We start from the raw sequence: 23,904 nt of genomic DNA, 5'->3' as shown, positions 1-23,904 counted from the left end.
CGCCTACTTGTCCTTCTTCTTGTACATGGCGAGCATGCGGCTGGTGACCATGAAGCCACCGAAGATGTTGATCGAGGCGAGGATCAGCGCCAGGAAGCCGAAGATCATGGCGACCACCGAGCCGGAGGTCAGCGCGCCCACGCCCACCGCCAGGATGGCGCCGACCACGATCACCGACGAGATGGCGTTGGTGACGCTCATCAGCGGCGTGTGCAGCGCGGGCGTCACGTTCCACACCACGTAATAGCCCACGAACACCGCCAGCACGAAGATGCCGAACAGCGAGACAAACGGATCGATCGCTTCCATCACTTGGCTCCGAACTTCACTTGGAAGTAAACATGGGGTGCACCAGCGCGCCGTCCCTGGCGATCATGGTTCCCTTGATGCATTCATCGGCTTCGTCGATCTTGAGAGTCCCATCCTTCTGGATCATCAGGTCGAGGAAGTTAGCGAGGTTCTTGGCGAAGAGCGGCGAGGCATTGCCCGCAAGCTTGCCCGCAAGGTTCACCGTGCCGACGATCTTCACACCCTTGTGCTCGACGATCTGGTCGGGCTTCGACAGCGGGCAGTTGCCGCCGCGCTCCACCGCCAGGTCGACGATGATCGAGCCCGGCTTCATGCTGTCGACCATCTCCTCGGTGATAAGCACGGGCGCGGGGCGGCCCGGAATCAGCGCGGTGGTGATGATCACGTCCTGCGTCTTCACGTGGTTGGCGACAAGCGCCGCCTGCCTGGCCTTGTCCTCCGCCGAGAGTTCCTTGGCATAACCGCCGCTCGTTGCCGCATCGGCGATGTCGGCATAAACGAACTTGGCGCCTAAGCTCTTCACCTGCTCTTCCGTCGCCTTGCGCACGTCGGTGGCGGAGACGATAGCGCCAAGGCGGCGGGCGGTTGCAATGGCCTGCAGGCCCGCGACGCCGACGCCCATGATAAACACTTTGGCGGCGGGCACGGTGCCGGCGGCTGTCATCATCATCGGGAAGGCGCGGGTGAAATGGAAGGCGGCGTCGATCACCGCCTTGTAGCCGGCGAGATTGGCCTGGGAAGACAGGATGTCCATCGACTGCGCGCGCGTGATGCGCGGCATCAGCTCCATGGCAAAGGCGGTGACGCCGGAGGCGGCGATGGAGTCGAGGCCCGCCTTGTCGCCATAAGGTTCGAGGCCCCCGATGAGGAGGGCCCCGCGCTTCAAGGAGGACAGGAGTTCGCCCGAGGGGCGGCGCACCGTCAGCACCACGTCTGCATCGCGCCCGACTGCCTGTTCGACCTTGGCGCCGGCAGCCGCGAAGGCGTCATCGGGGATCGACGCGCCCTTGCCGGCGCCGGCCTGAACGGCAACGTCCGCACCCTTCTTGATAAAGGCCTTCACCGTATCGGGGCTGGCCGCAACGCGGCTCTCCCCAGCTTGCGTTTCCGTGGGGATGGCGATTTTCATGAAACTGTCCTGCCGATCAGCCGATCATGACGGCTGTGATCAGCCCGAAGAGAACGAGCCAGCCCACCGCGAGATACCAGTTATTGCCAACGCGGAGGTCGACGATCAGCGCGATCGTGCCGATGATGAGACCCGCAAAGCCGGTCAGCACATTGCCCTTGTCGATGAAGGCGAAAGCGCAGAGCGCCACCAGCACGTAGCAGCTCATGATGGTCAGCACCACCGCGCCCTTCACGAAGCCGGCATAGGTGCGGTGCGCCTCGTCATAATCCATCGCGCTGGACGTCTGCGTGCCGTGTTCGGCCATTGATTCCCCCAAGAGCTTGAAATCCGTTCGCTGGCGTTTCTAGCCACTCCGGCCCGCACCTGCAAGCGGCGCGGGATTTGCCGTGGCGATCCGTCACGCAAACCGGGAAAGTTCTGCCAAGTCCTCGAAAACATAGATGGATTCGGGCAGGGAATGATCGTGCCAAAGATACGTGTCCGGCCGCAAGAAGCGCGCCCCCAGTGCCTCGTAAAAGGCAACGGCCGGCCGGTTGGCGGTGAGGACGCCCACCGACAGCGCCTTGCCACCCCTGGCTTGCCAGTCCGCCGCGGCAAGCCCCACGAGCCGCCGTCCGATGCCGCGCCGGTGAAACCGCTGCAGCAGATAGAGGGCGTTGAGGTGGCCATCGGCCCCCTCGGCGAGGGGCGGCTACAGCAAACCACGATGAATGAAACCCGCCGCCTCACCCGGAACCTCGGCCAGATAGGCTTGTGCCGTGGCGTCTTGCAGATGCGCCGCCCAGCGCGCGATCCGGCCAGCCATGTCCACCTGTTCGAGGATCGCGATGGGCACGATCCCGGCATAGGCCTCCCGCCAGCAGGCAACATGCAGCCGCGCGATGGACTCAGCGTCGGCCAGTGTGGGGATGCGGTACGTAACGCTCACATCTTCTCCAGCTCGTCGATCATGCCGGAGATCACCGAGAGGCCCTTGTCCCAGAACTTGGGGTCCGCCGCGTCGAGGCCGAAGGGGCGGAGCAGGTCGGAGTGGTGTTTGGTGCCGCCGGCTTTGAGCATCTCGAAATACTTGTCCTGGAAGCCCTGCTCGCTTTCGCGGTAGCGCGCATAGAGCGAATTCACCAGGCAATCGCCGAAGGCATAGGCATAGACATAGAAGGGCGAGTGGATGAAGTGCGGGATATAGGTCCAGAACGTCTCGTAGCCTGGCCCGAACGCGATGGCGTCACCCAGGCTCTCATGCTGCACCTCCATCCAGATGGCGTTGATCTGGCCGGGCGTCAGCTCGCCCTCCTTGCGCGCCTCGTGCACCTTGCGCTCGAAGGTGTAGAAGGCGATCTGGCGGACCACCGTGTTGATCATGTCCTCCACCTTGGAGGCCAGCAGCGCCTTGCGCTTCTTGGGGTCCGCAGTCCTGGCCAGCATGGCCTGGAAGGTCAGCATCTCGCCGAACACGCTCGCGGTCTCGGCGAGGGTGAGCGGTGTGGAGGCCATCAGCGCACCCTGTTGCGCCGCCAGCACCTGGTGCACGCCATGGCCCAGCTCATGCGCCAGCGTCATCACGTCCCGCGTCTTGCCGAGATAGTTCAAGAGCACGTAAGGATGCGCTGACGGAACCGTCGGGTGGGCGAAGGCGCCCGGCGCCTTGCCGGGGCGCGACGGCGCGTCGATCCAGCGCTTGTCGAAGAAGGATTTCGCGATTGCGGCCATCTCGGGCGCGAATTGTCCGTAGGCGGACAGAACCATCTCCTGCGCCTCGACCCAAAGCACCTCGCGGGTGTCCTCCGCCGGCAGAGGCGCGTTGCGGTCCCAGTGCATGAGCTTGTCCTTGCCCAGCCACTTCGCCTTCATGCGATAGTAGCGGTGCGAGATCTTCTCGTAATTGCGCCTGACGGATTCAACCAGCGCCGCCACGACTTCCGGCTCCACACGGTTCGAGAGATGCCGTGCGTCGGAAATATCCTTGAAGCCCCGCCAGCGGTCGGAGATGTCCTTGTCCTTGGCCAGCGTGTTGGTGATCAGCGTGAACAGCTTCACGTTTTCGCCGAAGGTCTTCGCCAGCGCCTCCGCACCTTTGCGTCGCACCGCCTCGTCCGGGCTCTGCATCATGTTGAGGGTGGGCTCGAGGGTCAGCTTTTCGCCATCGACCTCGAAGCGCAAGCCCGCCATGGTTTCGTCGAACAGCCTGTTGAATGCGGCGGACGAGGTCTGCGACTTCTCGAGGAACAGCTCCTCCAGCTTGTCGTCGAGCTGGTAGGGCTTCTCCATGCGCAGGTTCTCGATCCAGGGCTTGTAATGCGCCAGGGCCGGAACTTTCATCGCCTCGGCCAGCGCCTGATCGTCGATGCGGTTCAGCTCGAGCTCGAAGAACAGTAACAATGTCGAAATTTCGGTGAGCTTCGCCGAAACGTCGCCATAGAACTTGCCGCGTTGCGAGTCGGTGGTGTTGCCCACATAGTAAAGCTGCGCATAGGAACCGGTGCGGCCGAGAAGATCGGACAAAGCCTCATAATCCTTCAGCGCCGCCGCCAGGCCTTCACCTCCGAGCGAGGCCAGCCTGCCGCGATACGTCTCCGCGAAGGCCTTTGCCAGCTCCTCGCCTTTCTTCATGTCCGCCGCAAATTTCGGATCCTCCGGCGAGGCATAGAGATCGGCGAGGTTCCATTCGGGCAGCGGTCCAAGAGCGGCGGTGGCGGTCATGTCGGATCCTTCGCATAGCGTGAGCGGCTGATATGGCGCAGCCCGCGGGCTTCGGCAACCCGCAGAGGATGAAATTGACGTCATGTGCCTTGGTCCTCTCCCGCCGCGCGGGAGAGGAAGGGACCCCAACGCAGTTGGGGGAGGTGAGGGACAGCGGGCTCGGCACTGAGGCGCCCTGCACATGTCCCTCATCTCCCCGTTGCCTCGCAACGGGTCCCTTCTTCTCCCGCTGAAGGAGCGGGAGAAGACGATCAGGGCGAAATCTACCGCAGCGCCCTGAGCGCGTTGAGGATCACCGCCACGTCAATGGCCTCCTGCAGCAGCGCGCCCTCGACCACGGTGATGTAGCCGAAGGCCGCCGCCAGCATGGCCGCGAAGGACATGCCCAACCCCGCAAGCACGCTCTGCACCGCGATAGCGCGCGCCCGCCGCGCGGCGGACAGGCCCTCGGCGAGCCGCGTGAGGTCATCGACCAGCAGCACGACATCGGCGGATTCGGTTGCCGCCGCCGAGCCCGTGGCGCCCATCGAGATGCCGACATCGGCCACGGCAAGTGCCGGCGCATCGTTGACGCCGTCGCCCACCATCAGCGTGATGGCGGACTGATGCTCGGCCTTGACGATCGCAACCTTCTCCTCGGGCTTCAGCCCGCCGCGCAGCAGGTCGAGGCCCAGCCCATCACCCACCCGGTCGACCACGGCCTGTGAATCTCCGGAGGCGAGAACGATCCTGGTGATCCCCGCCTGCCGCAGCCGCTCCAGCGCAATCGGCGTTTCCGGGCGGATGCCGTCCGCCAGCAGGAAACAGCCGGCGAGCTGGCCATCGATGGCGAGCGCCGCCAGCGCGGTGCCGGGTTCATGTTCAGGACGCACGGCATCGAAGAGCTTCAGCTTGCCCGCCACGAAGTCATGCCCGCCGGCGATCACCCGGCGGCCGTCGACGATGCCTTCGAGCCCCTCGCCCGCCGTCTCGCGCACTTCGGTCGGATAGGAGAGCGTCATCCCGCGTCCCTGCGCGGCAGCGACGATCGAGGACGCCGTCACATGTGCCGAGGCCTGCTCCAGCGAAGCCGCGATGCGCAGCATCTCGTCGGGCTCCCACGGGCCTTCGGGAATGATCCCTGCAAGTTCAGCGCGGCCCTTGGTCAGCGTGCCGGTCTTGTCGATGACGAGGGTGGTGGCCCGCGCCATGGTCTCCAGCACCGGGCCGCCCTTCATCAGTACGCCGCGCCGCGCCGCCTTGCCCATGCCGGCGATGATGGCGACCGGCACCGCGAGAATGAGCGGACATGGCGTGGCCGACACCAGCACCGCCAGCATGCGGATGTGATCACCCGTCAAATACCAGGTGCCCCCCGCCAGCGCGACGGTAAAGAACAGGAACACCAGCGCATAGCGGTCGGCCAATCGAACCATTGGCGCTTTCGCCGCCTGTGCGGCCTGAACCAACCGCACGATGCCGGCATAGGTGCTCTCGGAGGCAGGCCTGGTGGCCACCATGTCGAAGGCTGTGTCGAGCGAGCGCGCGCCGGACTGCACGTCCTGTCCTTCAAGACACTTCACCGGAACCGACTCGCCCGTCAGCGCCGCCATGTCGAGCAGCGCGCGGCCATTGCTCACCCGCCCGTCCACCGGCACGATGTCGCCCTGCCGCAACAGCAGCCGGTCGCCCGGCCGGATGGCGTCGATGGCCACTTCCACGATGCGTCCGTCGCTGTAGCGCAGCGCGGTCTTTGGCGCCCGCGCCAGCAGCGCCTTCATGTCGGCGCGCGCCCGGTTGGCCGCATAATCCTCCAGCAGCTGGCCGCCAGCATACATCAGCGCCACGACGCCCGCCGCCAGCGTCTCGCCAAAGGCCAGCGCCGCCGAGATCGAAATGCCCGCCACGAGGTCGAGCCCCACCTCACCCTCGAGCAGCGAAGTGACGATCTCGTAGAGCAGCACCGCAAGCACAGCACCAGCGGGAACGCCCCAGATCCAGCTCTGGACAGCGCCAAGCCCCACCAAAGGCGCCAGCAGCCCGCCGGCGAGGCCGGCGGCCGCAACGACGAACAGGCCGACGCGGATCGGGTTCAAGATATCTCCTCCCGGTTGCGCATTCTGCTTATCCTATGCTGCCGCGCCATGACAGGACTCAAGAAAGGAACATTGTTTCAATCGATTGCACGTGTATCCAAATGCACCTCTCCATTAACGCCGCCTTTACCCTCGCCTGTCACCCTGGGGGCAAGGAAGAGGCGAGTCGCTCCCCCAGCCCGGACGCTGCATCCGGGCCGCCTGGTCCGCGGTAAGAAATATACAAAGAAGAAAACCACAGGCGCATGGCTGTCCGCGTTCTCATCGTCGAAGACGATCCGGCTCAACGCAGAATTCTTGAGGAAATGGTGCGCCGCTTCGGCTGCGACCCGATGCCGGTGGACGGAGGCCTGAAGGCGCTTGATGTGCTGAAGAGCCACTCCGGCGGAACGATCGAACTGATCATCCTCGATCTCAACATGCCGGAGATGACGGGGCTCGAATTCCTCGAGCGCCTGCAGGCGATCCGCGGCGACCTGCCCGTCATCGTGCAGACCGCGCAAGGCTCGATCGAAACCGTGATCAAGGCGATGCGCGCCGGTGCGGACGATTTCGTGGTGAAGCCGGTGAGCCCGGAGCGCCTCAGGGCATCGGTGCAGAATCTGCTCAAGGTCAACGCCCTCACCGAGGAAGTCAAGCGGCTGAACAAGAAGGTCGGCGGCGCGCTCAGCTTCTCGGACCTCATCGCCTCCGCTCCCGCCATGTCCAACGTACTGCGGCTGGGCCGCCGCGCCGCGCAATCCGCGATCCCTGTTCTTATTGAGGGAGAATCCGGTGTGGGCAAGGAGATGATCGCCCGCGCCATCCAGGGCGAGAGCGACCGGGCGGGCCGCCCCTTCGTCGCCGTCAATTGCGGCGCCATTCCTGAAAGCCTGGTGGAATCGATTCTCTTCGGTCACGAGAAGGGCGCCTTCAGCGGCGCCACGTCGAAGCACATGGGCAAGTTCCAGGAGGCCGACAGCGGCACGCTGTTCCTCGACGAGGTGGCGGAACTGCCGTTCGACATGCAGGTGAAGCTACTGCGCGCCATCCAGGAGGGCGAGGTCGACCCGGTCGGCGCGCGCCGCCCGGTGAAGGTCAACATCCGCCTCATCTCGGCCACCAACCGCAACATGATCGAGATGGTGAAGGCCGGGCAGTTCCGCGAGGATCTCTATTACCGGCTGAACGTTTTCCCCATCATGGTGCCGCCGCTGCGCGACCGTAAGGAAGACATTCCCGCCCTCGTCGACCATTTCGTGACGCGCTTCGCCGCCGAAGAGGGCCGCAAGGTGCGCGGCATCACGCCCGAGGCTCTCGGCCTGCTGCGCGCCTATAGCTGGCCCGGCAACGTCCGCCAACTCGAGAACACTGTGTTCCGCGCCATGGTGCTGTGCGAAGGCGGCCGCCTGGACGTCGAGGATTTCCCGCAGATCGCCTCCCTCGTCGAAGGCTATGAGATCAAGATCCCCCCTGCCCCGCAGCTGGCGCCGAAGCCGGAGCTGCCGCGGGGTGCGGCCGCCATCGCCGGCGGCTCCGGCCTGCCCAAGGGCTCCACCGCGGTGGCCGATGGCGTGGCCTTCGGCATTCCGGTGGTCACCGAGGGCGGTCACATCCGCAAGCTCGAGGAGGTTGAGGCCGACATGATCCGCCTGGCGCTCGCCCGCTACCAGGGCCAGATGTCGGAAGTGGCGCGCAAGCTGGGTATCGGCCGCTCCACCCTCTACAGGCGGATGAAGGACCTGGGGCTGGACGAGGCCTCCGGCGGTTAAAACCTATCCACAATTCCGGCAATTGGCTTGCAATTGAGTGTGATTTGACTTTCTGTCGCGCTGGCGCTGTGAACAGGGCCGGTGTGTGAGCCGTGCAGGTGAATTTCATGCAGATGTTTGTCAGGCCGGGTATCGTTGCCGCCGTGTCCGCGCTGTTGCTCGCCGCACCGGCCCAGGCCGACGCTGCAAACAGCGGCAGGAAGCCCAGGCCCGGCCTTATCGAGTCGCTGTTCGGCGGCTTCGGCAACCAGGATGCCGGCGGCCAGCCCGCGCGGCGGCGCAGTTCCGGGTTCGGCAGCTTCAAGGACGGCCTCTTCTCCGACGGGCGCAAGCCGCGGCAGGGCGCGCCCGGGCGGGCGGCGATCGCCGACACCGATCCGCAAGACGGCATCCCGGGCCTCGGCATGGGCAACCTCACCTATGTGCCGCCAAAGCTCGTTCCCCTCTCCGGCCTCGCCCCCGGCGGGGCGCGCCCCGCCGCGCCGGATGCCGCCGCGATCTATGACCAGCTCGTCTCCGGCAACCCGGCCGTCCGGGTTCTGCCGGCGGCGCGCGATGCGCTGGCCGCGCAATATGCCGCGCGTTCCTTTCGCCCCATCTGGCTCGAAGGCGGCAGGCTTTCGGAGCGCGGCAAGGACGTGCTGAAGCTTCTGGCGCGGGCCGGCGATGAGGGCCTCGAGCCGCAGAGCTACCTGCCCACCGGCCTTGCCGGCTTCGACGCGCCGCTCCCCGAGGCCGATCCCGCCGCCATGGCGCGGCTCGATATCGACTTGTCTGCGGCCGCACTGCGCTATGCGCATGATGCCTCGGGCGGCCAGTTCGATCCGGCCCGGCTGTCGCGCTACAACGATCTGCAGCCGCCATGGGTGGCGCCTGACAAGGCCATCAATGTCATCGCCAACACGCCCTTCCCCGTGCAGTATCTCCAGTCACTGCACCCCACCCATCCCGCCTATGCCGCGATGAAGAAGGCGCTGGCGGAATTTCGCGCCGGACAAGCGGCGCCGCCACAGGCCAAGATTGCGGATGGCGCCATCGTCAAGAAGGGCGAGGCTGACGAACGCATTCCCTCCGTCCGGGCGCGCTTGTCCGCGCTGGGCTTCACCGCCGAGGTTCCCGGGGGGGCGGACCCCGAGACGCTCGATGCCGGGACGTCGGCGCAGCTCCGCCTGTTCCAGCAGCAGGCCGGCATCAAGGTGACAGGCGCGCTTGGCCCGCAGACGGTCGCCGCCCTCAACGGGTCCGGCGGGGACGGCAGCATCGGCAAGCTGCTCGGCAACATGGAGCGCATCCGCTGGCTGCCGCGCGACCTTGGCCGCCGCTATGTTTTCGTCAACCAGGCGGCCTTTGAGGCAACCGTGATGAAGGATGGCCAGCCCGAGTGGCAGACCCGCGTCATCGTCGGCAAGCCCGACACCCAGACGGCGGTGTTCAACGACGAGATGGAGATGGTGGTGTTCAACCCCTCCTGGGGCGTTCCGCCGTCGATCATCGCGCATGAGTATCTGCCCAAGCTCCGGCGTGACCCGGCCTATCTCGACAAGCAGGGCTTCAAGGTGGTGAACCAGCAGGGCAAGGTGGTGCCCTCGCGCTCCGTGAGCTGGGGCAGTTACGGCTCCAAGGTGCCCTATGGCATCCAGCAGCCGCCGGGCGCCAAGAATGCTCTTGGCGAGATCAAGTTCCTGTTCCCCAATTCGCATGACATCTACATGCACGATACGCCCTCGCGCGATCTCTTCGAGAAGGACGTGCGCGCCTTCAGCCATGGTTGCGTGCGCGTCCAGAATCCGCGCGAGTTCGCAGCCGTGGTGCTCGGCTGGACGCCGGAGGAGGTCGCCGCCAAGGTCGAACGCAAGGCCAGCGAGACGGTGCGCCTGAAGCAGAAACTTCCCGTCCATATCGTCTATTTCACCGCCTGGCCGGACAAGCAGGGCAATATCGTCTACTTCAACGACATCTATGGCCGCGACAATCCGCTCGAAAACGCCCGCACGGCGAGGCTGCTGGCGCAGCGCTGAAAGCCGGCGGGGTCGCGCTACGGTAAAAAACGCTGGAAATTCTTCGGGCACCGCGAGCTTGATTTCAATCTCAAGTTGTAGGGACTGCACCTGTCCTTCGTTAAGTCCCTGTTAAACATACCCATTTACGATCGTCCGAATGCCGCCTCATGGTGGCCTCATTCTTGTTCGAAACGCGATTTCAGTGTAAGCCGACCCTTGCAGGGGATTGGCGGGCTGGACGAAGCACCAGAGGAACCGGAACACCGGTTGTAAGTGGGGTATGGGTTTGGATTGCAGGGAAGCCGGACTTCGCAATGCATTGAACCGCTGGAAGAAGCTCGCCGTCACCACCGCCGTTGCGATGGCGTTTGGCGCTGGCGTGTTCCTCAACATGAATGGCACGGCCCATTCCGGCGGCGAGACGCGCACCCTCTCGCTCTACCACGTCCACACCAAGGAAAGCCTCACCATCACCTATATGAAGGACGGCAGATACATCCCGTCCGCCATGAAGAAGATCAATTATTTGATGCGCGACTGGCGCCGTAACGAGGTGATCACCATCTCGCCGCGCACCATCGACCTGATGTGGGAACTCCACGCCGACTTGGGGAGCAAGGCGCCGATCCACATCGTCTGCGGCTACCGCAGCCCCAAGACCAACGCCTTCCTCAAGAAGGTCGGCCGCAACGTGGCGCGCAAGAGCCAGCATATGGTGGGCCAGGCCATCGACCTCTATTTCCCGGACGTTCCGACCGTCAAGATCCGCAATTCGGCGCTGGTGCGCCAGGTGGGCGGCGTCGGCTATTATTCTTCCGGCGCGGGCCCCACCGGCTTCCTCCACATCGACTCCGGCAATGTGCGGCACTGGGGTCCCGCCATCTCGAGCTACCAGATGGCCAAGATCATGCGCGACTACCGCAAGACGGTGGGCGCGCGTCTCAACAAGAACGGCACGAAGGCCGTGCCGGAGGTGATGGTCGCAGAGGCTGACCCGACCGCCGCCCGCCTCCCCTCCCAGATGGAGGGTGACGACGAGGGCGATGCCGAGAACGTGAAGCAGCTCTCCGCCAGGAAGAAGATCCCGCTCGAGACCGCCTATTCGAACGGCGACGACGAGGAACTGGCCGGCATGAGCGAGGACGCGGCGGCAGCCCCCGCCAAGCCCAAACTCAAGCCCGAGACCGCCGAGACCGCAGAGACGGCCGAGGACAACGGCGGCGCCTCCGAGGCCGTCATCGCCGATGCCGATGGCGTGAACCAAGGCTATCCCACGCCGAAGCCGCGCCCCAAGCCGATCGAGGTGCTGATGATGGCCGCGGTCAACATGAATATCGAGCCGGCCTCGGCGCCCCCTCCCGATCCCACCGAGCGCGCCTCGCCGGTGGCCGGCAACTCGCAGGGCGTGGTGATCGCACCCGAAAGCATGACGGACACCGCCTCGCTCGAAGCGAACGGCGCCGAAAAGACCAGCCTCACCGAGGACATCGAGAACGGCGACGCGCAGAACGTCCCCACCATCCGCACCATCACGGCCTCGGCTTCGGGCGACGACCTGTTCTGGTGGCCGGCACAGCTGGTGTTCGACACGAACAGGGCCGTGCGCCGTGACGGCGCGCCGCAGCAATTCTCCGCCGGTTCGGCCTCGGTTGCCGCCATTCTGCCCGGCGCCGCCGAGGCCGGGGCCCAGGAGCCGCAGCCCCAGCGCCTCGCCATCGCCCAGATGGCGCCCAGCCTTCAGGAATCAGCCCCCGGCAAGGGCGACATGCAGGTCGTCAACCGCGAAGGCAAGGGCAGCCTGCTCACCCCCTTGAAGCCTGCCGTCCAGCTCGGCCAGGCTGACCCTTCGCAATAAGCCGCATCCCATTCCATGCGAAAAGGGCCGCCCGCCGGGCGGCCCTTTTCGTGTTCGGGCGCACCCGATTTACGCCGCTTCCTCGCTTTCGCCGGGGATCATTCCCAGCGCGGCGAGATAGACGTCGAGCATCGACTCCTCCTCCTCGCGCTCGGCGGCGTCCTTCTTGCGCAGGCTGATGACCTTGCGCAGGATCTTGGTGTCGAAGCCATTGGCCTTGGCCTCGGCATAGACTTCCTTGATGTCGCCGGCGATGGTTTTCTTCTCCTCCTCCAGGCGCTCGATGCGCTCGACGATGGATTTGAGCTGGCCATGGGCGAATGTCGTTTTGTTCATGTCTGGTGCTCCCGGGTCAGTGCTTGTGGGGCTGGGCGAACGCCGCCTTTTGATCTTCGCTGGCGGCGGACTGGTGCTTCGCCTTCCACTCGTCATAGGGCATGCCATAGACCATGCTGCGCGCCTCCTCGCGCGTGACGGCAACGCCTTTTGCCTTCGCCGCGTCCTCGAACCAGTTGGACAGGCAGTTGCGGCAGAAGCCCGCCAGATTCATCAGGTCGATGTTCTGCACGTCGCTGCGGCTGCGCAGATGTTCGAGCAGCCGGCGGAAGGCGGCGGCCTCGAGTTCGGTCCTGGTCTTGTCGTCGATGGTCATGGTCTGAAAGCTTTCGTCAGTCCGGGTCTCGCCGGAGGTTATTCATAATCGGATCGATCACCCGGGCCAGCCGCTCCACCCACTCGTCCACACCTGTTTTGGCGGCGATCAGGTCCTGCCGGATCTCGATCAGGGCGTGCGGCAGGCCGGGAAGCGTGCCATGGGTGTTGAGCGTATCGCCTTCGAGCGCCCCGTGATAGGGCTCATTGTCGCCCACCACAAGATCGCGCTGGGCCGCAAAGCCAGCGATCATGGCGCGGGCGGTCGCCTCGTCCCGGTCCCACAATATGCTCACGTGCCAGGGCCTGGGCGAACCGCGCCACAGCGGCGTGAAGGAGTGGATCGACACGATCAGCGGCGTAAGCCCCCGAGCCTGCGCGGCCCGGATCGTCCCGGCAATGGCCCGGTGATAGGGAGTATGGAAACGCGCGATCCGTCTTTGCCGCTCGGCCTCGTCCACCTCGCGGTTCCCCGGCACCGCCGCCCCGTCGGAAATCCGCATGATCAGGGTGGGATCGTCCAATCCGCGGTTGGGGTCGATCAGCAGGCGCGAGAAGCGAGAGAGCACGGCCGGCGCCCCAAGCCTGGCGGCAAGCCCCAGCGTGACATCCCTGGCTCCGATGTCATAAGCGATGTGGCGCGCCAGCTGGGCGGCGGCCAGCCCCAAGCCGCAATACTCCGGCGGAACCGCACTCGAGGCGTGGTCGCACAGCAGAATCAGTCCCGTCCGGCCCTCGCCCGCCACAATTTCGTACGCTTCTCCGGGCGAAATCTTTGTCATGGACGGGGCATATAGTTGAGGTTAATCCCTCAGTCATCAGGTCGCGCCGCTGAAACCGGTGGGCATTTGCCTGCCCGGTTGACGCGGCCTAAGCGAGATTGGAAAGCTATGACAGATTCGCTGAACTTTTCCGGAGGCAGCAAGATGCTTCGCAACACGGCGCTGGCGGCAGGCGCATTTATGGTGGCAGGTTTGATGGCCGCCCCGGCGCGGGCCGATCTCAAGGTCTGCAACAACACCGAAAGCACCGTCAACGTCGCCATGGGCTACAAGGACAAGAATGGCTGGGCCACCGAGGGCTGGTGGACAATCGTGCCGAACAAATGCATGCCCCTGCTCAAGGGCGACCTCATCTCCCGCTATTACTATGTTTTCGCCATCGACCGTGACAAGGGCGGCTCGTGGGGCGGCAAGTCGGTGATGTGCACGAATACGAAGGTCTTCACCATCCGCGGCATCAAGGATTGCGAAAGCCAAGGTTACACCAAGACCGGCTTCTTCGAGGTCGACACGGGCGAGGAAAAGGACTGGACCGTCTCGCTCTCCGGCGAAAAGACCACGCAAGGGAAATAATGCGCCGCAACCGCAACGTGAAGATCGTGGCGACGCTGGGGCCCGCGTCGTCATCGCCCGAGATGCTGGAAAAGCTGTTCCGCGCCGGCGTGGACGTGTTCCGCATCAATATGAGCCACACCCAGCATGACCTGCTGCGCCAGCTCCACCGCGACATCCGCGCCGTCGAGGCGCGGCTGAAGCGGCCGATCGGCATCCTCGCCGACCTGCAGGGTCCCAAGATCCGCATTGGCGCCTTCGCCGCCAAGGAAGCCAGGATCAATCCGGACGACATCTTCGTCTTCGACACCGACAAGACGCCGGGCGACGCGACGCGCGTCCACCTGCCGCACCCGGAAATCTTCGCCTCCGCGCAGGTTGGCGACAATCTCCTCCTCAACGACGGCCGGCTCCGCGTCGAAATCGTCAAGGCGGAGTCCACAAAGCTGACGACGAAGGTGATTTTCGGCGGCGTCATCTCCGACCGCAAAGGCGTCAACCTGCCCGACACGGTGATCCCCATCCCTGCCTTGACCGAGAAGGACCGTGCCGACCTCGAAGCCGCGGCCAGCGCCGGCGTCGACTGGATCGCGCTGTCCTTCGTGCAGCGCGCCGATGACGTGGCCGAGGCGCGGAAGCTCATCGCCGGGCGCGCCGGCGTGATGGCCAAGATCGAGAAGCCCGCGGCCCTGACCGTGCTGGACGATATCCTCGAAATCGCCGACGGCCTGATGGTCGCCCGCGGCGACTTGGGCGTCGAACTGCCGCTCGAAACCGTGCCGGCCAAACAGAAGCAGATCACCCGTGCGGCGCGCCGCGTCGGCAAGCCCGTCATCGTCGCCACCCAGATGCTCGAATCGATGATCGTCGAACCGGTGCCGACCAGGGCCGAGGTCTCCGACGTCGCCACCGCCGTCTATGAAGGCGCTGACGCCATCATGCTGTCGGCCGAAAGCGCCACCGGCGCCTGGCCCGACAAAGCGGTCGCCACCATGGACCGCATCGCCCAATCCGTGGAGCGTGATTCGCTCTACCGCGGCATCATCACCGCCCAGCGCACCGATCCGCAGCCGACCAGCGCCGACGCCATTTCCAGCGCCGCGCGCTCGATCTCGGAAACGCTGAAGCTCTCCGCCATCGTCTGCTATACGGGCTCGGGCTCCACGGGTCTGCGCATGTCGCGCGAGCGGCCGGACACGCCGATCATCGCGCTCACCCCCATCGCCAGAACGGCGCGGCGCCTGGCGCTGGCCTGGGGCCTGCACTGCGTCTTGACCGAGGACGCGCATGACCTCGACGACATGGTGACAAGAGCCACCGGCATCGCGCAAGCCGAAGGCTTCGCCGACGCCGGCCAGCGCATCATCATCACCGCCGGCCTGCCGCTCGGCACCCCCGGCGCCACCAACATGCTGCGGATTGCGTACGTTTCGTAAAGGCGTCATCATTCCATTTGACGGCGTCACCCTAGCGAAAGCTGGCATGACGGAGTCTAGAAAAGGAGAAGCGGCCTAGATCCCCTGCTCCACCCGGTCCAGCTCTTTCAACGCGGCCTTCACGTTGTCCAGCGCCGGGTTCACCGCAAGCGCTTCCTCATAGGCCTCGCGGGCGGCGGCGTATTTCTTCTGGCGTTCGAGGATCATGCCCTTGCCCGCCAGCGCCCCGAAGTGGCGGGGTTCGAGGTCCAGCACGTGGGCGATGTCGGCCAGCGCCAGGTCGTCCTTCTTCATCATGAAATAGAGGGTGGCGCGCTTGTTCCAGGCCTCGGCGAAATCCGGGTTGGCGCCGATCAGCCGGTTGAGGATCGACAGGGCCTCGGCCGGTGCCCCATCGGCGATGGCGATCTTTGCCTGGTTCAGCAGCACCTCGGCGGTGGGCGAATCGGATGCGCCCCACAGGGCCCAGATTTTCTCCTCCACCGCATCGGTCTGGATGCCAGGCTTGCGCAGCTCCGCGAACAGCAGGTCGAGCTGGTCGGCCCGCTGCACGGCGGGCTTGAGCGTTTTGGCCGCAGCAGGCGGCAGGGCCTCCGCCGGGGCTGGGGCATCCTCCGCCAGAGCGCCGGAGGTCAGGGCAAAAAGAGCAAGGACGGCAAGTGAACCACGCATGAGCCCCACTCTACACCGCACTTCATGGCGACAAAAAGAGCGCCGTGGGCGGCATTCCGTCCACGGCGTTCACAAAACCGGCAACGAGGCTGCTTAGCCTTGGCGCGCCTTGAAGCGCGGGTTGGTCTTGTTGATGATATAGACGCGGCCCTTGCGGCGCACCATGCGGTTGTCGCGGTGGCGCTTCAGCAGGGACTTGAGGGAATTGCGGACTTTCATGGACTTCACCTGATAAATCAGGCAGAAGGAGCCCGGCTCCGGCCCGCCTGTTGAACACTGGCGGGGTCTTTAGCGGGGTCACCCAGACCTGTCAACCAATCCGCCCCTGCCTGCTCACCCTTCCATGATCGATCTCGCCGCCAATTCCGAATTCGCCATCACGCTTGCCATCTTCCTCGTCTGCGCCGCCATCGTCGGCGTCCTGGCCTGGCTGGAGCGGCGCCCGCGGAAAAGCCTCACCCCGCGCCTGATCCCCACCACCCCCGTCCTTCTTATTTTTGGATTCATTGGACTTTTGGCTCTGGTGCATTTGGCCAACCTGTATGGCATCCACACCGGACGCGCGCCCAGATACTGAGGCCCCGATGCTGCCCCCCAGCCAGACCCTTTATTTCGAAGACCTGGCCCTCGGCATGACCGAGACCTATGTCAAGGAGGTGAAATCCTCCGACGTCGTCGGCTTCGCCGAGATTTCGGGCGACCGCAACCCCATTCACCTGTCCGAGCATTTCGCTGCCCGCACCCCCTTTGGCGGCCGGATCGCGCATGGCCTTTATACGGCGAGCCTCATTTCGGCGGTGATCGGAACAAGGCTCCCGGGCCCCGGCGCGGTCTATCTGTCCCAGACGCTGAACTTCAAGGCGCCGGTGAGGATCGGCGACATGGTGGAGGCCTCGGTCGAGGTGGTCGAGCTCGTCGGGAAGGGCCGGCGCGTCAAGCTCGCCTGCCGCTGCAAGGTGGGCGGCACGCTGGTGCTCGAGGGCGAGGCCCTGGTCAAGGTGCCCGGCAAGCCCGCGGGCTACTGAGCCTGCTTGACTCCTAAGACGGCCCCTCTAGCCTCGCCGTAATAATCCGGGAGGACTCCAATGCTGCGCAACTTCGACAACCGCCTCAACGCGGATGTGATCCGCTGTCTCCGCGCCATGGGCCATGGCGACGACCTGATCGTGTCCGACACCAACTTCCCCGCCGACTCGGTGGCGCGCCACACGGTGACGGGCGAGCTCCTGCGCATGGACAATCTCACGGCAGCGGAAGCGATCGACGCCATCCTCTCGGTCATGCCGCTCGACAGCTTCGTCGACACCCCCGCCGAGCGCATGGAGATTGTGGGCAAACCCAACGAGATCCCGCCCGTCCAGCAGGAGGTGCAGAAGGTCATCGACAAATGGGAAGGCAAGTCCTGGCCCATGGGCTCGGTAGAGCGCTTCGCCTTCTACGAAAGGGCCCGCAACGCCTATGCCGTCATCGTCACCGGCGAAACGCGCTTCTACGGCTGTTTCATCCTCAAGAAGGGCGTGATCCCGCCGAAGGCCTGATCGGGATGAAGCAAGGGGTCGCCATCCTCGGCATCTTCGTCGCCGATCTCGCCTTCCGCGCCTCCCGTCAGCCTGTCATGGGAGAAACGCTCATGGGCTCCGGCTTCAAGATGGGCCCGGGCGGCAAGGGCTCGAACCAGGCCGTGGCCGCGGCACGGGCCGGTGGCAAGGTCAGTTTCATCTCGCGCTTGGGCAAGGACGCCTTCGGCGACATCGCCGTTGCCACCTGGAAGGCAGAAGGCATCGCACCGCATGTCGCCATCGCCCCCGATGAGCCGACGGGCGCCGCCTATATCTTCGTCAGCGACGAGACGGGCGAGAACGCCATCATCGTGGTGCCGGGTGCTGCAGGCGGGTTGTCGCCGAGGGACGTCGAGGCAGCGCGCGGTGCCATCGAAGGCGCACGAGTCTTCGTCACCCAGCTCGAACAGCCCATCGATGCCGCGCGAACGGGTCTTGAGATCGCGCGCGCCGCGGGCGTCATCACGGTTTTCAACCCCGCCCCCGCCGCACCGGTGCCCGCCGGCATCTATGCCCTCTGCGACTGGGTCATCCCCAACGAAACGGAGGCCGCGGCCTTGACGGGCATCCCCGTCGACACCGAGGAGCAGGCCCGCAAGGCGGGTGATGCATTGCTGGCCAAGGGTGCGCGGAACGCCCTGATTACCCTCGGCGCCCGCGGCGCGCTCCTCCACACCGCAACGCGTTCGATGCTCGTCCCGTCTTTCAATGCCGGCAAGGTGGTCGAAACGGCGGGGGCGGGCGATGCCTTCGTCGGCGCCTTTGCCACGGCACTGGCCGAAGGCATGGAGCCCGCGGCCGCCGCCCGCTTTGGCTGTGCCGCTGCGGGCATCTCCGTTACAAGGCCCGGCACCGCACCGGCAATGCCGGCGCGGCCTGAGATCGAGGCGCTGCTCAGAGCCTGACGAGCGCGGCGCGCACCACCGCGCGTTCCGCCGGGTCGAGGCGCAGAACGTGGGTTGGCTGGTGGGTCTGCAAGCGGTCTGCCGCATGGTCGCAGAGGGTGAGATAGGCCTCGGCGCCGCCGCCCGCCGCCAGCAGCCTCTTCGTGCCGCACAGCGACTCGAGGTGGCCCACCAGATAGCCCGCGTCGGCCAGCGCATCGGCAGCCGCCAGCGCCGCGCGCGATGACGGAACCGTGCGCGGCGCCAGTTGCAGCGCCTGCACAGCGTGTTTGAGACCGTCCGGCGCCTGCGCGCCAAGTTCGGCGAGAAGCGCCGCCCCACCGTCGGCTTCCGCATCGAGCCCGTGCTTCTGCGCCTCGCGCCGCGCAAAACCCGCAAGGTAGCCCGCAGCGAAGGCTGCATCGGCGGCGCCCTGCTCCGCCACCGCCGCCAGCGCCGCCGCCACGGCCTTGCGCAGCACCGCCGCTCCGCGGTCCTCGCCTGCCGCCATGGGCACCACCGCCACGTCGCGGCGCGGCTTGCTGCGGTTCATATTGATCTCTCTCCAGCCCATGCACCTCTTCTCGCAAATGAAAGGGGCCATGGCAATGCCTGGGACCCCGTCATGCTGCAGAAGCGGTCACTCGCCGGAGGGCAACGTTATCTTGCCCACGAGATGCGGATAGTTCTTGGTGATCTCCTCGAATTCGCCGGCCTTGGCCATGGCGGCGATGGCGGCGTTGAGCTTGTCCTTCAGCGCGGTGTCTTCCTTGCGCACGCCGGCGCCAACGCCCTCGCCATAGATTCCGGTATCGTCCGCCGGCTTCTCGACGATCGACTTCAGCTCGCAGCATTGCTTGCCCTGGTCGGTGCCGAGGAAGTCATAAAGCGCCGGGCTGCTGGCCAGCACATAGTCGAGGCGGGCGGCGGCAAGGTCGGTGTTGGCCTCGTCCAGGGTCAAATAGGTCTTGAGCCCGACACCCGGCGGCACGAGATACCTGGTGGCGTAGAGCTCATGCCCAGTCGCTGCCTGCACGCCCAGCATCTTGCCTTTCATGTGCGCGGGGCTGATGTCCTTGTCGCCATTCTTCGCCCCGATGATGGCTGGCGGCGTGTCATAATAGAACCGGGTGAAGTCGATCGCCTCCTTGCGCTCCTGGGTGATCAGCATGGAGGCGACGATGACGTCGATCTGCTTCGAGGTCAGCGCCGGGATGATGCTGTCCCACGCGGTGGCCACGATCTCGCACTTCTCCTTCACCTCGGCACAGAGCGCTTCGGCGAAGTCGATTTCCCAGCCCACCCACGTGCCGGCCGCATCCTGCGAGGCGAAGGGCGGATAGGGCTCGGCGGAGATGCCGATCTTAAGGTCGGCCATGGCCGGCAAGGCGCTGGCGAGAAGCGCCGCGAAGGCGGCTCCGAGGGCAATGCAGCTGGTCCACTTCATGGTCACTCTCCCGGTTCGCCGCGGTTAAGGTTTCGGTGCGTCAGAAAGGAGCCCCGGAGAACACTTCCTCTTTCATTCGCAAGCCTGCATGAAACAAAGCGTCACGGCAAGACGGTTGGTCCTCACGGCGGGCTTCTTTTCCTTTGGCCTCGATTTGCGCCAATCGGGGCGGGCATGCGCCAGATCGGAAGCTTGAGCATGATCTTATCCCAACAGCGGTTCCACTTTTGCGGATCATGCCCGACCCCGGCGGCCGGAATTTCTCCTCACCCGATGGTCATCAGGCTCGCATTGCCGCCCGCCGCGGCGGTGTTGATCGAGGTGCTCACCTCCTCGACGAGCCAGTTCAGGCAATAGGCTTGCGGGTCCGCCGCGAGCGCTTCGGCGCTCGCCGCCTGCACCAGCACAAGCGGCCCGGCAAGCGCCGCAACTTTCACGCTCACCGCGCGTATTTGCGCCGCGTCGCCCTCGGCTAGCGCGCCGGAAAACGGCCCGTCGAGGTCCCAGTCGAAAGTCTCGAAGACCCGGGACCTGACGCTGGGCGGCAGCAACTTCAGCGTTTCGGCAAGCCCGCTCGAATGGTCCACCACCGCCTCGTTTCCTGTCGCCAGTGCCGCCGCCAGCTGGCGGTGCAGCCCCTTCAGCGTCTGGGGCACGAGCAAGATCCGGCCGCGCGGGTGCAGCGAATAAACGTTGCGCTCGCCCACAGGGCCGGGCAGTTCCCTCACCAGCCCCAGCGCCGAGAGAGCGCCCATCTCGCGCGCCGCGTCCGCATCATCATTGTGTCCGCGCTGGCCCAGCCATGTCGCGAAGTCGCGCAGTGCCGCGTCGGTCGTCACGGAACTCACTTGCGGCGGCACCGGCGCCTTCTGCACCAGACGCCCGATGTAGAAGGGCCCGCCCGCCTTGGGGCCTGTGCCGGAAAGCCCGCGGCCGCCGAAGGGCTGCACGCCCACCACGGCGCCGATGATGTTGCGGTTCACATAAAGGTTCCCGGCTTTCACCCGCTCGGTGACGCTGAGGATTGTCTCATCGAGCCGCGTATGGAGCCCGAAGGTCAGGCCATAGCCCGTCGCATTGATCTGGTCGATCAGCACATCCATGTTCTCGCGCTTCCAGCGCAGCACATGCAGCACCGGCCCGAAGACCTCGTGCTGCAACTGCCCGATGTCGTCGATCTCGATGATGGTGGGCGGCACGAAAGTGCCCTGTTCCGCCTCCGCCGGGAGCGCGAGTTGCTCCACCCTGTGCCCGGCGCCGCGCATCTTCGCGATGTGGCGCTCGATGGCGGCCTTGGCCTCCGCCGTGATGACGGGGCCGATATCCACCGGCAGCCTGTCGGTGCGCCCGAGCGAGAGTTCGGCCAGCGCCCCCTTCAGCATGGCGAGCGTGCGCTCGGCGATATCTTCCTGCAGGCACAGCACCCGCAGCGCCGAGCAGCGCTGGCCCGCACTGTCGAAGGCAGACGCGATCACATCCGCCACCACCTGCTCGGCCAGCGCCGAGGAATCGACGATCATCGCATTCTGCCCGCCCGTCTCGGCGATCAGCGGAATGGGCCGTCCGTGTACGGAGAGACGTTCGGCCAGCTGCGCCTGGATGAGCCGCGCCACCTCGGTCGAGCCGGTGAACATCACGCCCGCCGTATGCGGCGCCGCAACGAGGGCAGCGCCGAGCTTCCCGCCGCCCGGCGTGAACTGCAGTGCGGCCCGCGGCACGCCCGCCTCGTGGAGAATGCGTACGCTCTCATGCGCAATCAGCGGCGTCTCTTCGGCGGGCTTCGCAATCACTGCATTGCCCGCGACCAGAGCCGCCGCCACCTGGCCCGTGAAGATTGCCAGCGGAAAATTCCACGGGCTGATGCACACGACCGCGCCGAGCGGCTTGTGCGGCGGCCCCAGCGACTTCTTCGCCTGCTCGGCATAGTAGCGCAGGAAGTCCACCGCCTCGCGCACCTCGCCCACCGCATTGGCCGCCGTCTTGCCCGCCTCGCGAATGGCAATGCCCATCAGCACCTCCATGCGGGCTTCCATCGCATCCGCCGCGCGTTCGAGGCAGGCCGCGCGCTCCACAGCGGGCGCCGCGGCCCACTGCATGCAAGCCTCATGCGCCACCTGCACCACGCGCGCCGCATCGCGCGCCGCGAGTTCCGTCACGCGGCCCACGCGGTCGGCATGGTCCGCCGGGTTTAGAACGTCGCGCGTTTCACCCTGTTCCACACCATCCGGCAGCAGCGGCTTGGCGTGCCACTGCGTTGCAGCCGTCTCCTTCAGCACCGCGCTCAAATTGGCCAGCACCGCCTCGCTCGCCAGGTCCAGCCCGCGCGAATTCACGCGGTCCCGCCCGAACAGGTCGCGCGGCAGATCGATCTGGTCATGCGGTGTTCCCACCACCGGCATGGCGCTCACCACGTCTATGGGATCGGCGATCAGGTCATCGACCGAAACGGCAGGATCCGAGATGCGGTTGACGAAGGACGAATTCGCGCCGTTCTCCAAGAGCCGCCGCACCAGATAGGCCAGCAGCGTCTCATGCGTACCCACCGGCGCATAGATGCGGCACGGGCGGTCCAGTTTTCCGGCCCCCACCACCTCGTCATAGAGCGGCTCGCCCATGCCGTGGAGGCACTGGAACTCATAATCGCCCACGCTGAATTGCGGCCCTGCGAGCGTGAAGATCGCAGCCAGCGTCTGCGCATTGTGCGTGGCGAATTGCGCGAACACGTGTTGGCGTGCGTCGAGCAGCTTGCGCGCGCAGGCGAGGTAGCTCACATCCGTGTGCACCTTGCGGGTGAACACCGGAAAGCCGTCGAGCCCGTCCACCTGCGCCCGCTTGATTTCGGCATCCCAATAGGCCCCCTTGACGAGCCGCGCCATGATGCGCCGCTGCGAGCGCCGGGCGAGGTCCACCACGAAGTCGATCACATAGGGGCAGCGCTTGCCATAGGCCTGGATCACGAAGCCGAGGCCATTCCATCCGGAAAGCTCCGGATCGAGGCTCAGCGACTCCAGCAGGTCGAGCGACAGTTCCAGCCGGTCCGCCTCCTCGGCATCGATATTGAGGCCGATGTCATAATGCTTGGCGAGCTCGGCCAGCGCCTTCACCTTCGGCAGCAGCTCCTGCATCACCCGTTCCGCCTTCTGCCGCGAATAGCGCGGATGAAGGGCCGAAAGCTTGATCGAGATGCCGGGCCCTTCATAAACGCCGCGCCCCGCCGCCGCCTCGCCGATCGCGTGGATCGCATTCTCGTAATCGCGATAGTAGCGCGCCGCATCGGCAGACGCCGCCGCCGCCTCGCCCAGCATGTCGTAGGAGTAGCGGAAGCCGCGCGCTTCCAGCGGCTTCGCGCGCTTCAGCGCCTCGGCGATGGTCTCGCCCGTCACGAACTGCTCGCCCATCATGCGCATCGCCATGTCGACGCCGCGACGGATCACCGGCTCGCCGGCGCGCGCGATGAGCCGCGAGAGGGCAGCGCCAAGGCTGCCGTCGCTCACCGTCGAGGTCAGTTTGCCGGTGACGGCGAGGCCCCAGGTCGCGGCATTGACGAACAGCGATTTCGTGCCGCCCAAATGGCTCTTCCAGTCGCCCTCCGCGATCTTGTCCCTGATCAGCGCATCGCGAGTCCCTGCGTCGGGAATGCGCAGCAGCGCCTCGGCCAGGCACATCAGCGCAATACCCTCCTGGCTCGACAGCGAATATTCATGCACCAGCCCCTGCACGCCCGTGCCCTTGTGCTTGGCCCGCAGCGCCTCGATCAGCTTGCGCGCGGTGGCCGCTGTCTCGCGCTTCTGCTCCGGCTCCATCCGCGCCATCGCCACCAGGGGCGGCAGGCACCGGGTCTCGGGCGTGCGGCAATGTTCTGTGATGGCTGTGCGGAGGGAGGTCTGCGGGCGGATCGGCGGGGCAAATTCTTCGAACAGCGGGTGCCGGTGGCTCATCGGTCAGTCTTTCAGTGAGGCGGCGCCGACCATAGCACCGGCTTGCAAACTGGACTCGCTCGTTTCAGAATTGCCGTAAGGGAAATTTTGAAGTGCTCCGCTGCTCGGGAGGCATGATTGTGCCCGTCAAGGACAACGGGAGAGCGTGGTCGCGCAACACG

General features: G+C 65.7%; 23 protein-coding genes and 1 pseudogene. 9 read left to right on the top strand and 15 right to left on the bottom strand.

Translation table 11 applies throughout. From position 1 onward, the window contains the following. Positions 1 to 3: 3 nt before the first annotated feature. The 7 genes and pseudogenes from IOC82_RS13560 to IOC82_RS13530 form a co-directional block, all read right to left on the bottom strand. Positions 4 to 309, bottom strand: a complete 306-nt coding sequence (locus tag IOC82_RS13560) for a proton-translocating transhydrogenase family protein (protein WP_290546730.1) — start codon at positions 307 to 309, stop codon at positions 4 to 6. 16 nt (positions 310 to 325) lie between these two features. Further along, positions 326 to 1,438: a Re/Si-specific NAD(P)(+) transhydrogenase subunit alpha gene (locus IOC82_RS13555; RefSeq protein WP_290546729.1), complete on the bottom strand. Its 1,113-nt coding sequence runs from the start codon at positions 1,436 to 1,438 to the stop codon at positions 326 to 328. Positions 1,439 to 1,454: 16 nt separating this feature from the next. After that, the gene (locus IOC82_RS13550) at positions 1,455 to 1,745 is read right to left on the bottom strand and encodes an aa3-type cytochrome c oxidase subunit IV (protein ID WP_290546728.1); all 291 of its coding nucleotides are present in this window, start codon (positions 1,743 to 1,745) and stop codon (positions 1,455 to 1,457) included. Positions 1,746 to 1,838: 93 nt separating this feature from the next. Continuing rightward, positions 1,839 to 2,102 (bottom strand): annotated as a pseudogene (locus IOC82_RS13545) (GNAT family N-acetyltransferase); the annotation flags it as partial. A gap of 30 nt (positions 2,103 to 2,132) precedes the next feature. Next, entirely contained in the window at positions 2,133 to 2,369 is a 237-nt protein-coding gene (locus IOC82_RS13540; protein ID WP_290546727.1) for a hypothetical protein, read from the bottom strand. Further along, a complete protein-coding gene (locus IOC82_RS13535) occupies positions 2,366 to 4,141 on the bottom strand; it encodes a M3 family oligoendopeptidase (RefSeq protein ID WP_290546726.1) in 1,776 nt (591 codons plus the stop codon). The genes IOC82_RS13540 and IOC82_RS13535 overlap by 4 nt, the downstream gene beginning before the upstream one ends. 263 nt (positions 4,142 to 4,404) lie before the next feature. Then, complete coding sequence (locus IOC82_RS13530) at positions 4,405 to 6,216, bottom strand: heavy metal translocating P-type ATPase (RefSeq protein WP_290546725.1); 1,812 nt, start codon at positions 6,214 to 6,216, stop codon at positions 4,405 to 4,407. 245 nt (positions 6,217 to 6,461) lie between these two features. Here IOC82_RS13530 and IOC82_RS13525 point away from each other — a divergent pair, with 245 nt between their 5' ends. The 3 genes from IOC82_RS13525 (at position 6,462) to IOC82_RS13515 (ending at position 11,822) form a co-directional block, all read left to right on the top strand. Further along, positions 6,462 to 7,967, top strand: a complete 1,506-nt coding sequence (locus tag IOC82_RS13525) for a sigma-54 dependent transcriptional regulator (protein ID WP_290546724.1) — start codon at positions 6,462 to 6,464, stop codon at positions 7,965 to 7,967. Positions 7,968 to 8,074: 107 nt separating this feature from the next. After that, positions 8,075 to 9,985 carry a L,D-transpeptidase family protein gene (locus tag IOC82_RS13520; RefSeq protein ID WP_290546723.1) on the top strand — a complete coding sequence of 637 codons (1,911 nt, stop codon included), beginning with the start codon at positions 8,075 to 8,077 and terminating at the stop codon, positions 9,983 to 9,985. A gap of 301 nt (positions 9,986 to 10,286) precedes the next feature. Beyond that, positions 10,287 to 11,822, top strand: a complete 1,536-nt coding sequence (locus IOC82_RS13515; RefSeq protein ID WP_290546722.1) for a DUF882 domain-containing protein — start codon at positions 10,287 to 10,289, stop codon at positions 11,820 to 11,822. 69 nt (positions 11,823 to 11,891) lie between these two features. Here IOC82_RS13515 and IOC82_RS13510 read toward each other — a convergent pair whose 3' ends face one another. The 3 genes from IOC82_RS13510 to IOC82_RS13500 are packed head-to-tail and all read right to left on the bottom strand — an operon-like array spanning position 11,892 to position 13,255. Continuing rightward, on the bottom strand, positions 11,892 to 12,158 hold the full coding sequence (locus IOC82_RS13510) for a DUF2312 domain-containing protein (protein WP_290546721.1): 267 nt from the start codon (positions 12,156 to 12,158) through the stop codon (positions 11,892 to 11,894). Between the two features lie 16 nt (positions 12,159 to 12,174). Beyond that, positions 12,175 to 12,474 carry a DUF1244 domain-containing protein gene (locus IOC82_RS13505; protein WP_290546720.1) on the bottom strand — a complete coding sequence of 100 codons (300 nt, stop codon included), beginning with the start codon at positions 12,472 to 12,474 and terminating at the stop codon, positions 12,175 to 12,177. A 16-nt stretch (positions 12,475 to 12,490) separates the two neighbouring features. Beyond that, positions 12,491 to 13,255, bottom strand: coding sequence for an N-formylglutamate amidohydrolase (locus tag IOC82_RS13500; RefSeq protein WP_290546719.1), 765 nt, complete (start codon positions 13,253 to 13,255; stop codon positions 12,491 to 12,493). Positions 13,256 to 13,399: 144 nt separating this feature from the next. Here IOC82_RS13500 and IOC82_RS13495 point away from each other — a divergent pair, with 144 nt between their 5' ends. Together IOC82_RS13495 and pyk are read left to right on the top strand one after the other, a co-directional pair. Then, positions 13,400 to 13,828 carry a DUF1036 domain-containing protein gene (locus IOC82_RS13495; RefSeq protein ID WP_290546718.1) on the top strand — a complete coding sequence of 143 codons (429 nt, stop codon included), beginning with the start codon at positions 13,400 to 13,402 and terminating at the stop codon, positions 13,826 to 13,828. Next, positions 13,828 to 15,243 carry a pyruvate kinase gene (pyk, locus tag IOC82_RS13490; RefSeq protein WP_290546717.1) on the top strand — a complete coding sequence of 472 codons (1,416 nt, stop codon included), beginning with the start codon at positions 13,828 to 13,830 and terminating at the stop codon, positions 15,241 to 15,243. Before IOC82_RS13495 ends, pyk begins: the two co-directional genes overlap by 1 nt. Before the next feature lie 75 nt (positions 15,244 to 15,318). Here pyk and IOC82_RS13485 read toward each other — a convergent pair whose 3' ends face one another. Continuing rightward, on the bottom strand, positions 15,319 to 15,915 hold the full coding sequence (locus tag IOC82_RS13485; RefSeq protein ID WP_290546716.1) for a tetratricopeptide repeat protein: 597 nt from the start codon (positions 15,913 to 15,915) through the stop codon (positions 15,319 to 15,321). Positions 15,916 to 16,008: 93 nt separating this feature from the next. Then, complete coding sequence (gene ykgO / locus IOC82_RS13480) at positions 16,009 to 16,134, bottom strand: type B 50S ribosomal protein L36 (RefSeq protein WP_290542514.1); 126 nt, start codon at positions 16,132 to 16,134, stop codon at positions 16,009 to 16,011. A gap of 124 nt (positions 16,135 to 16,258) precedes the next feature. On the opposite strand from ykgO, the gene IOC82_RS13475 reads away from it, so the two are divergent. From IOC82_RS13475 to IOC82_RS13460, 4 genes are read left to right on the top strand one after another with little or no spacing between them, the layout of a single operon-like run. After that, on the top strand, positions 16,259 to 16,492 hold the full coding sequence (locus tag IOC82_RS13475; RefSeq protein ID WP_290546715.1) for a hypothetical protein: 234 nt from the start codon (positions 16,259 to 16,261) through the stop codon (positions 16,490 to 16,492). 7 nt (positions 16,493 to 16,499) lie between these two features. Continuing rightward, entirely contained in the window at positions 16,500 to 16,940 is a 441-nt protein-coding gene (locus IOC82_RS13470; RefSeq protein ID WP_290546714.1) for a MaoC family dehydratase, read from the top strand. Positions 16,941 to 17,000: 60 nt separating this feature from the next. Further along, positions 17,001 to 17,453: an RbsD/FucU family protein gene (locus tag IOC82_RS13465; protein WP_290546713.1), complete on the top strand. Its 453-nt coding sequence runs from the start codon at positions 17,001 to 17,003 to the stop codon at positions 17,451 to 17,453. Between the two features lie 5 nt (positions 17,454 to 17,458). Further along, positions 17,459 to 18,379, top strand: a complete 921-nt coding sequence (locus IOC82_RS13460; RefSeq protein ID WP_290546712.1) for a ribokinase — start codon at positions 17,459 to 17,461, stop codon at positions 18,377 to 18,379. Here IOC82_RS13460 and IOC82_RS13455 read toward each other — a convergent pair. From IOC82_RS13455 to putA, 3 genes are all read right to left on the bottom strand, one after another. Then, complete coding sequence (locus tag IOC82_RS13455) at positions 18,369 to 18,911, bottom strand: hypothetical protein (protein WP_290546711.1); 543 nt, start codon at positions 18,909 to 18,911, stop codon at positions 18,369 to 18,371. The two genes, IOC82_RS13460 and IOC82_RS13455, sit on opposite strands and share 11 nt — an antisense overlap. 87 nt (positions 18,912 to 18,998) lie before the next feature. Further along, on the bottom strand, positions 18,999 to 19,805 hold the full coding sequence (locus tag IOC82_RS13450) for a transporter substrate-binding domain-containing protein (RefSeq protein WP_290546710.1): 807 nt from the start codon (positions 19,803 to 19,805) through the stop codon (positions 18,999 to 19,001). A gap of 266 nt (positions 19,806 to 20,071) precedes the next feature. Beyond that, positions 20,072 to 23,743 carry a trifunctional transcriptional regulator/proline dehydrogenase/L-glutamate gamma-semialdehyde dehydrogenase gene (gene putA / locus IOC82_RS13445; protein WP_290546709.1) on the bottom strand — a complete coding sequence of 1,224 codons (3,672 nt, stop codon included), beginning with the start codon at positions 23,741 to 23,743 and terminating at the stop codon, positions 20,072 to 20,074. Between the last annotated feature and the right edge of the window lie 161 nt (positions 23,744 to 23,904).

This window comes from Aestuariivirga sp. (assembly GCF_020252395.1).
Classification (GTDB): domain Bacteria; phylum Pseudomonadota; class Alphaproteobacteria; order Rhizobiales; family Aestuariivirgaceae; genus Aestuariivirga.
This window is presented reverse-complemented; position numbering and strand designations above follow the sequence as displayed.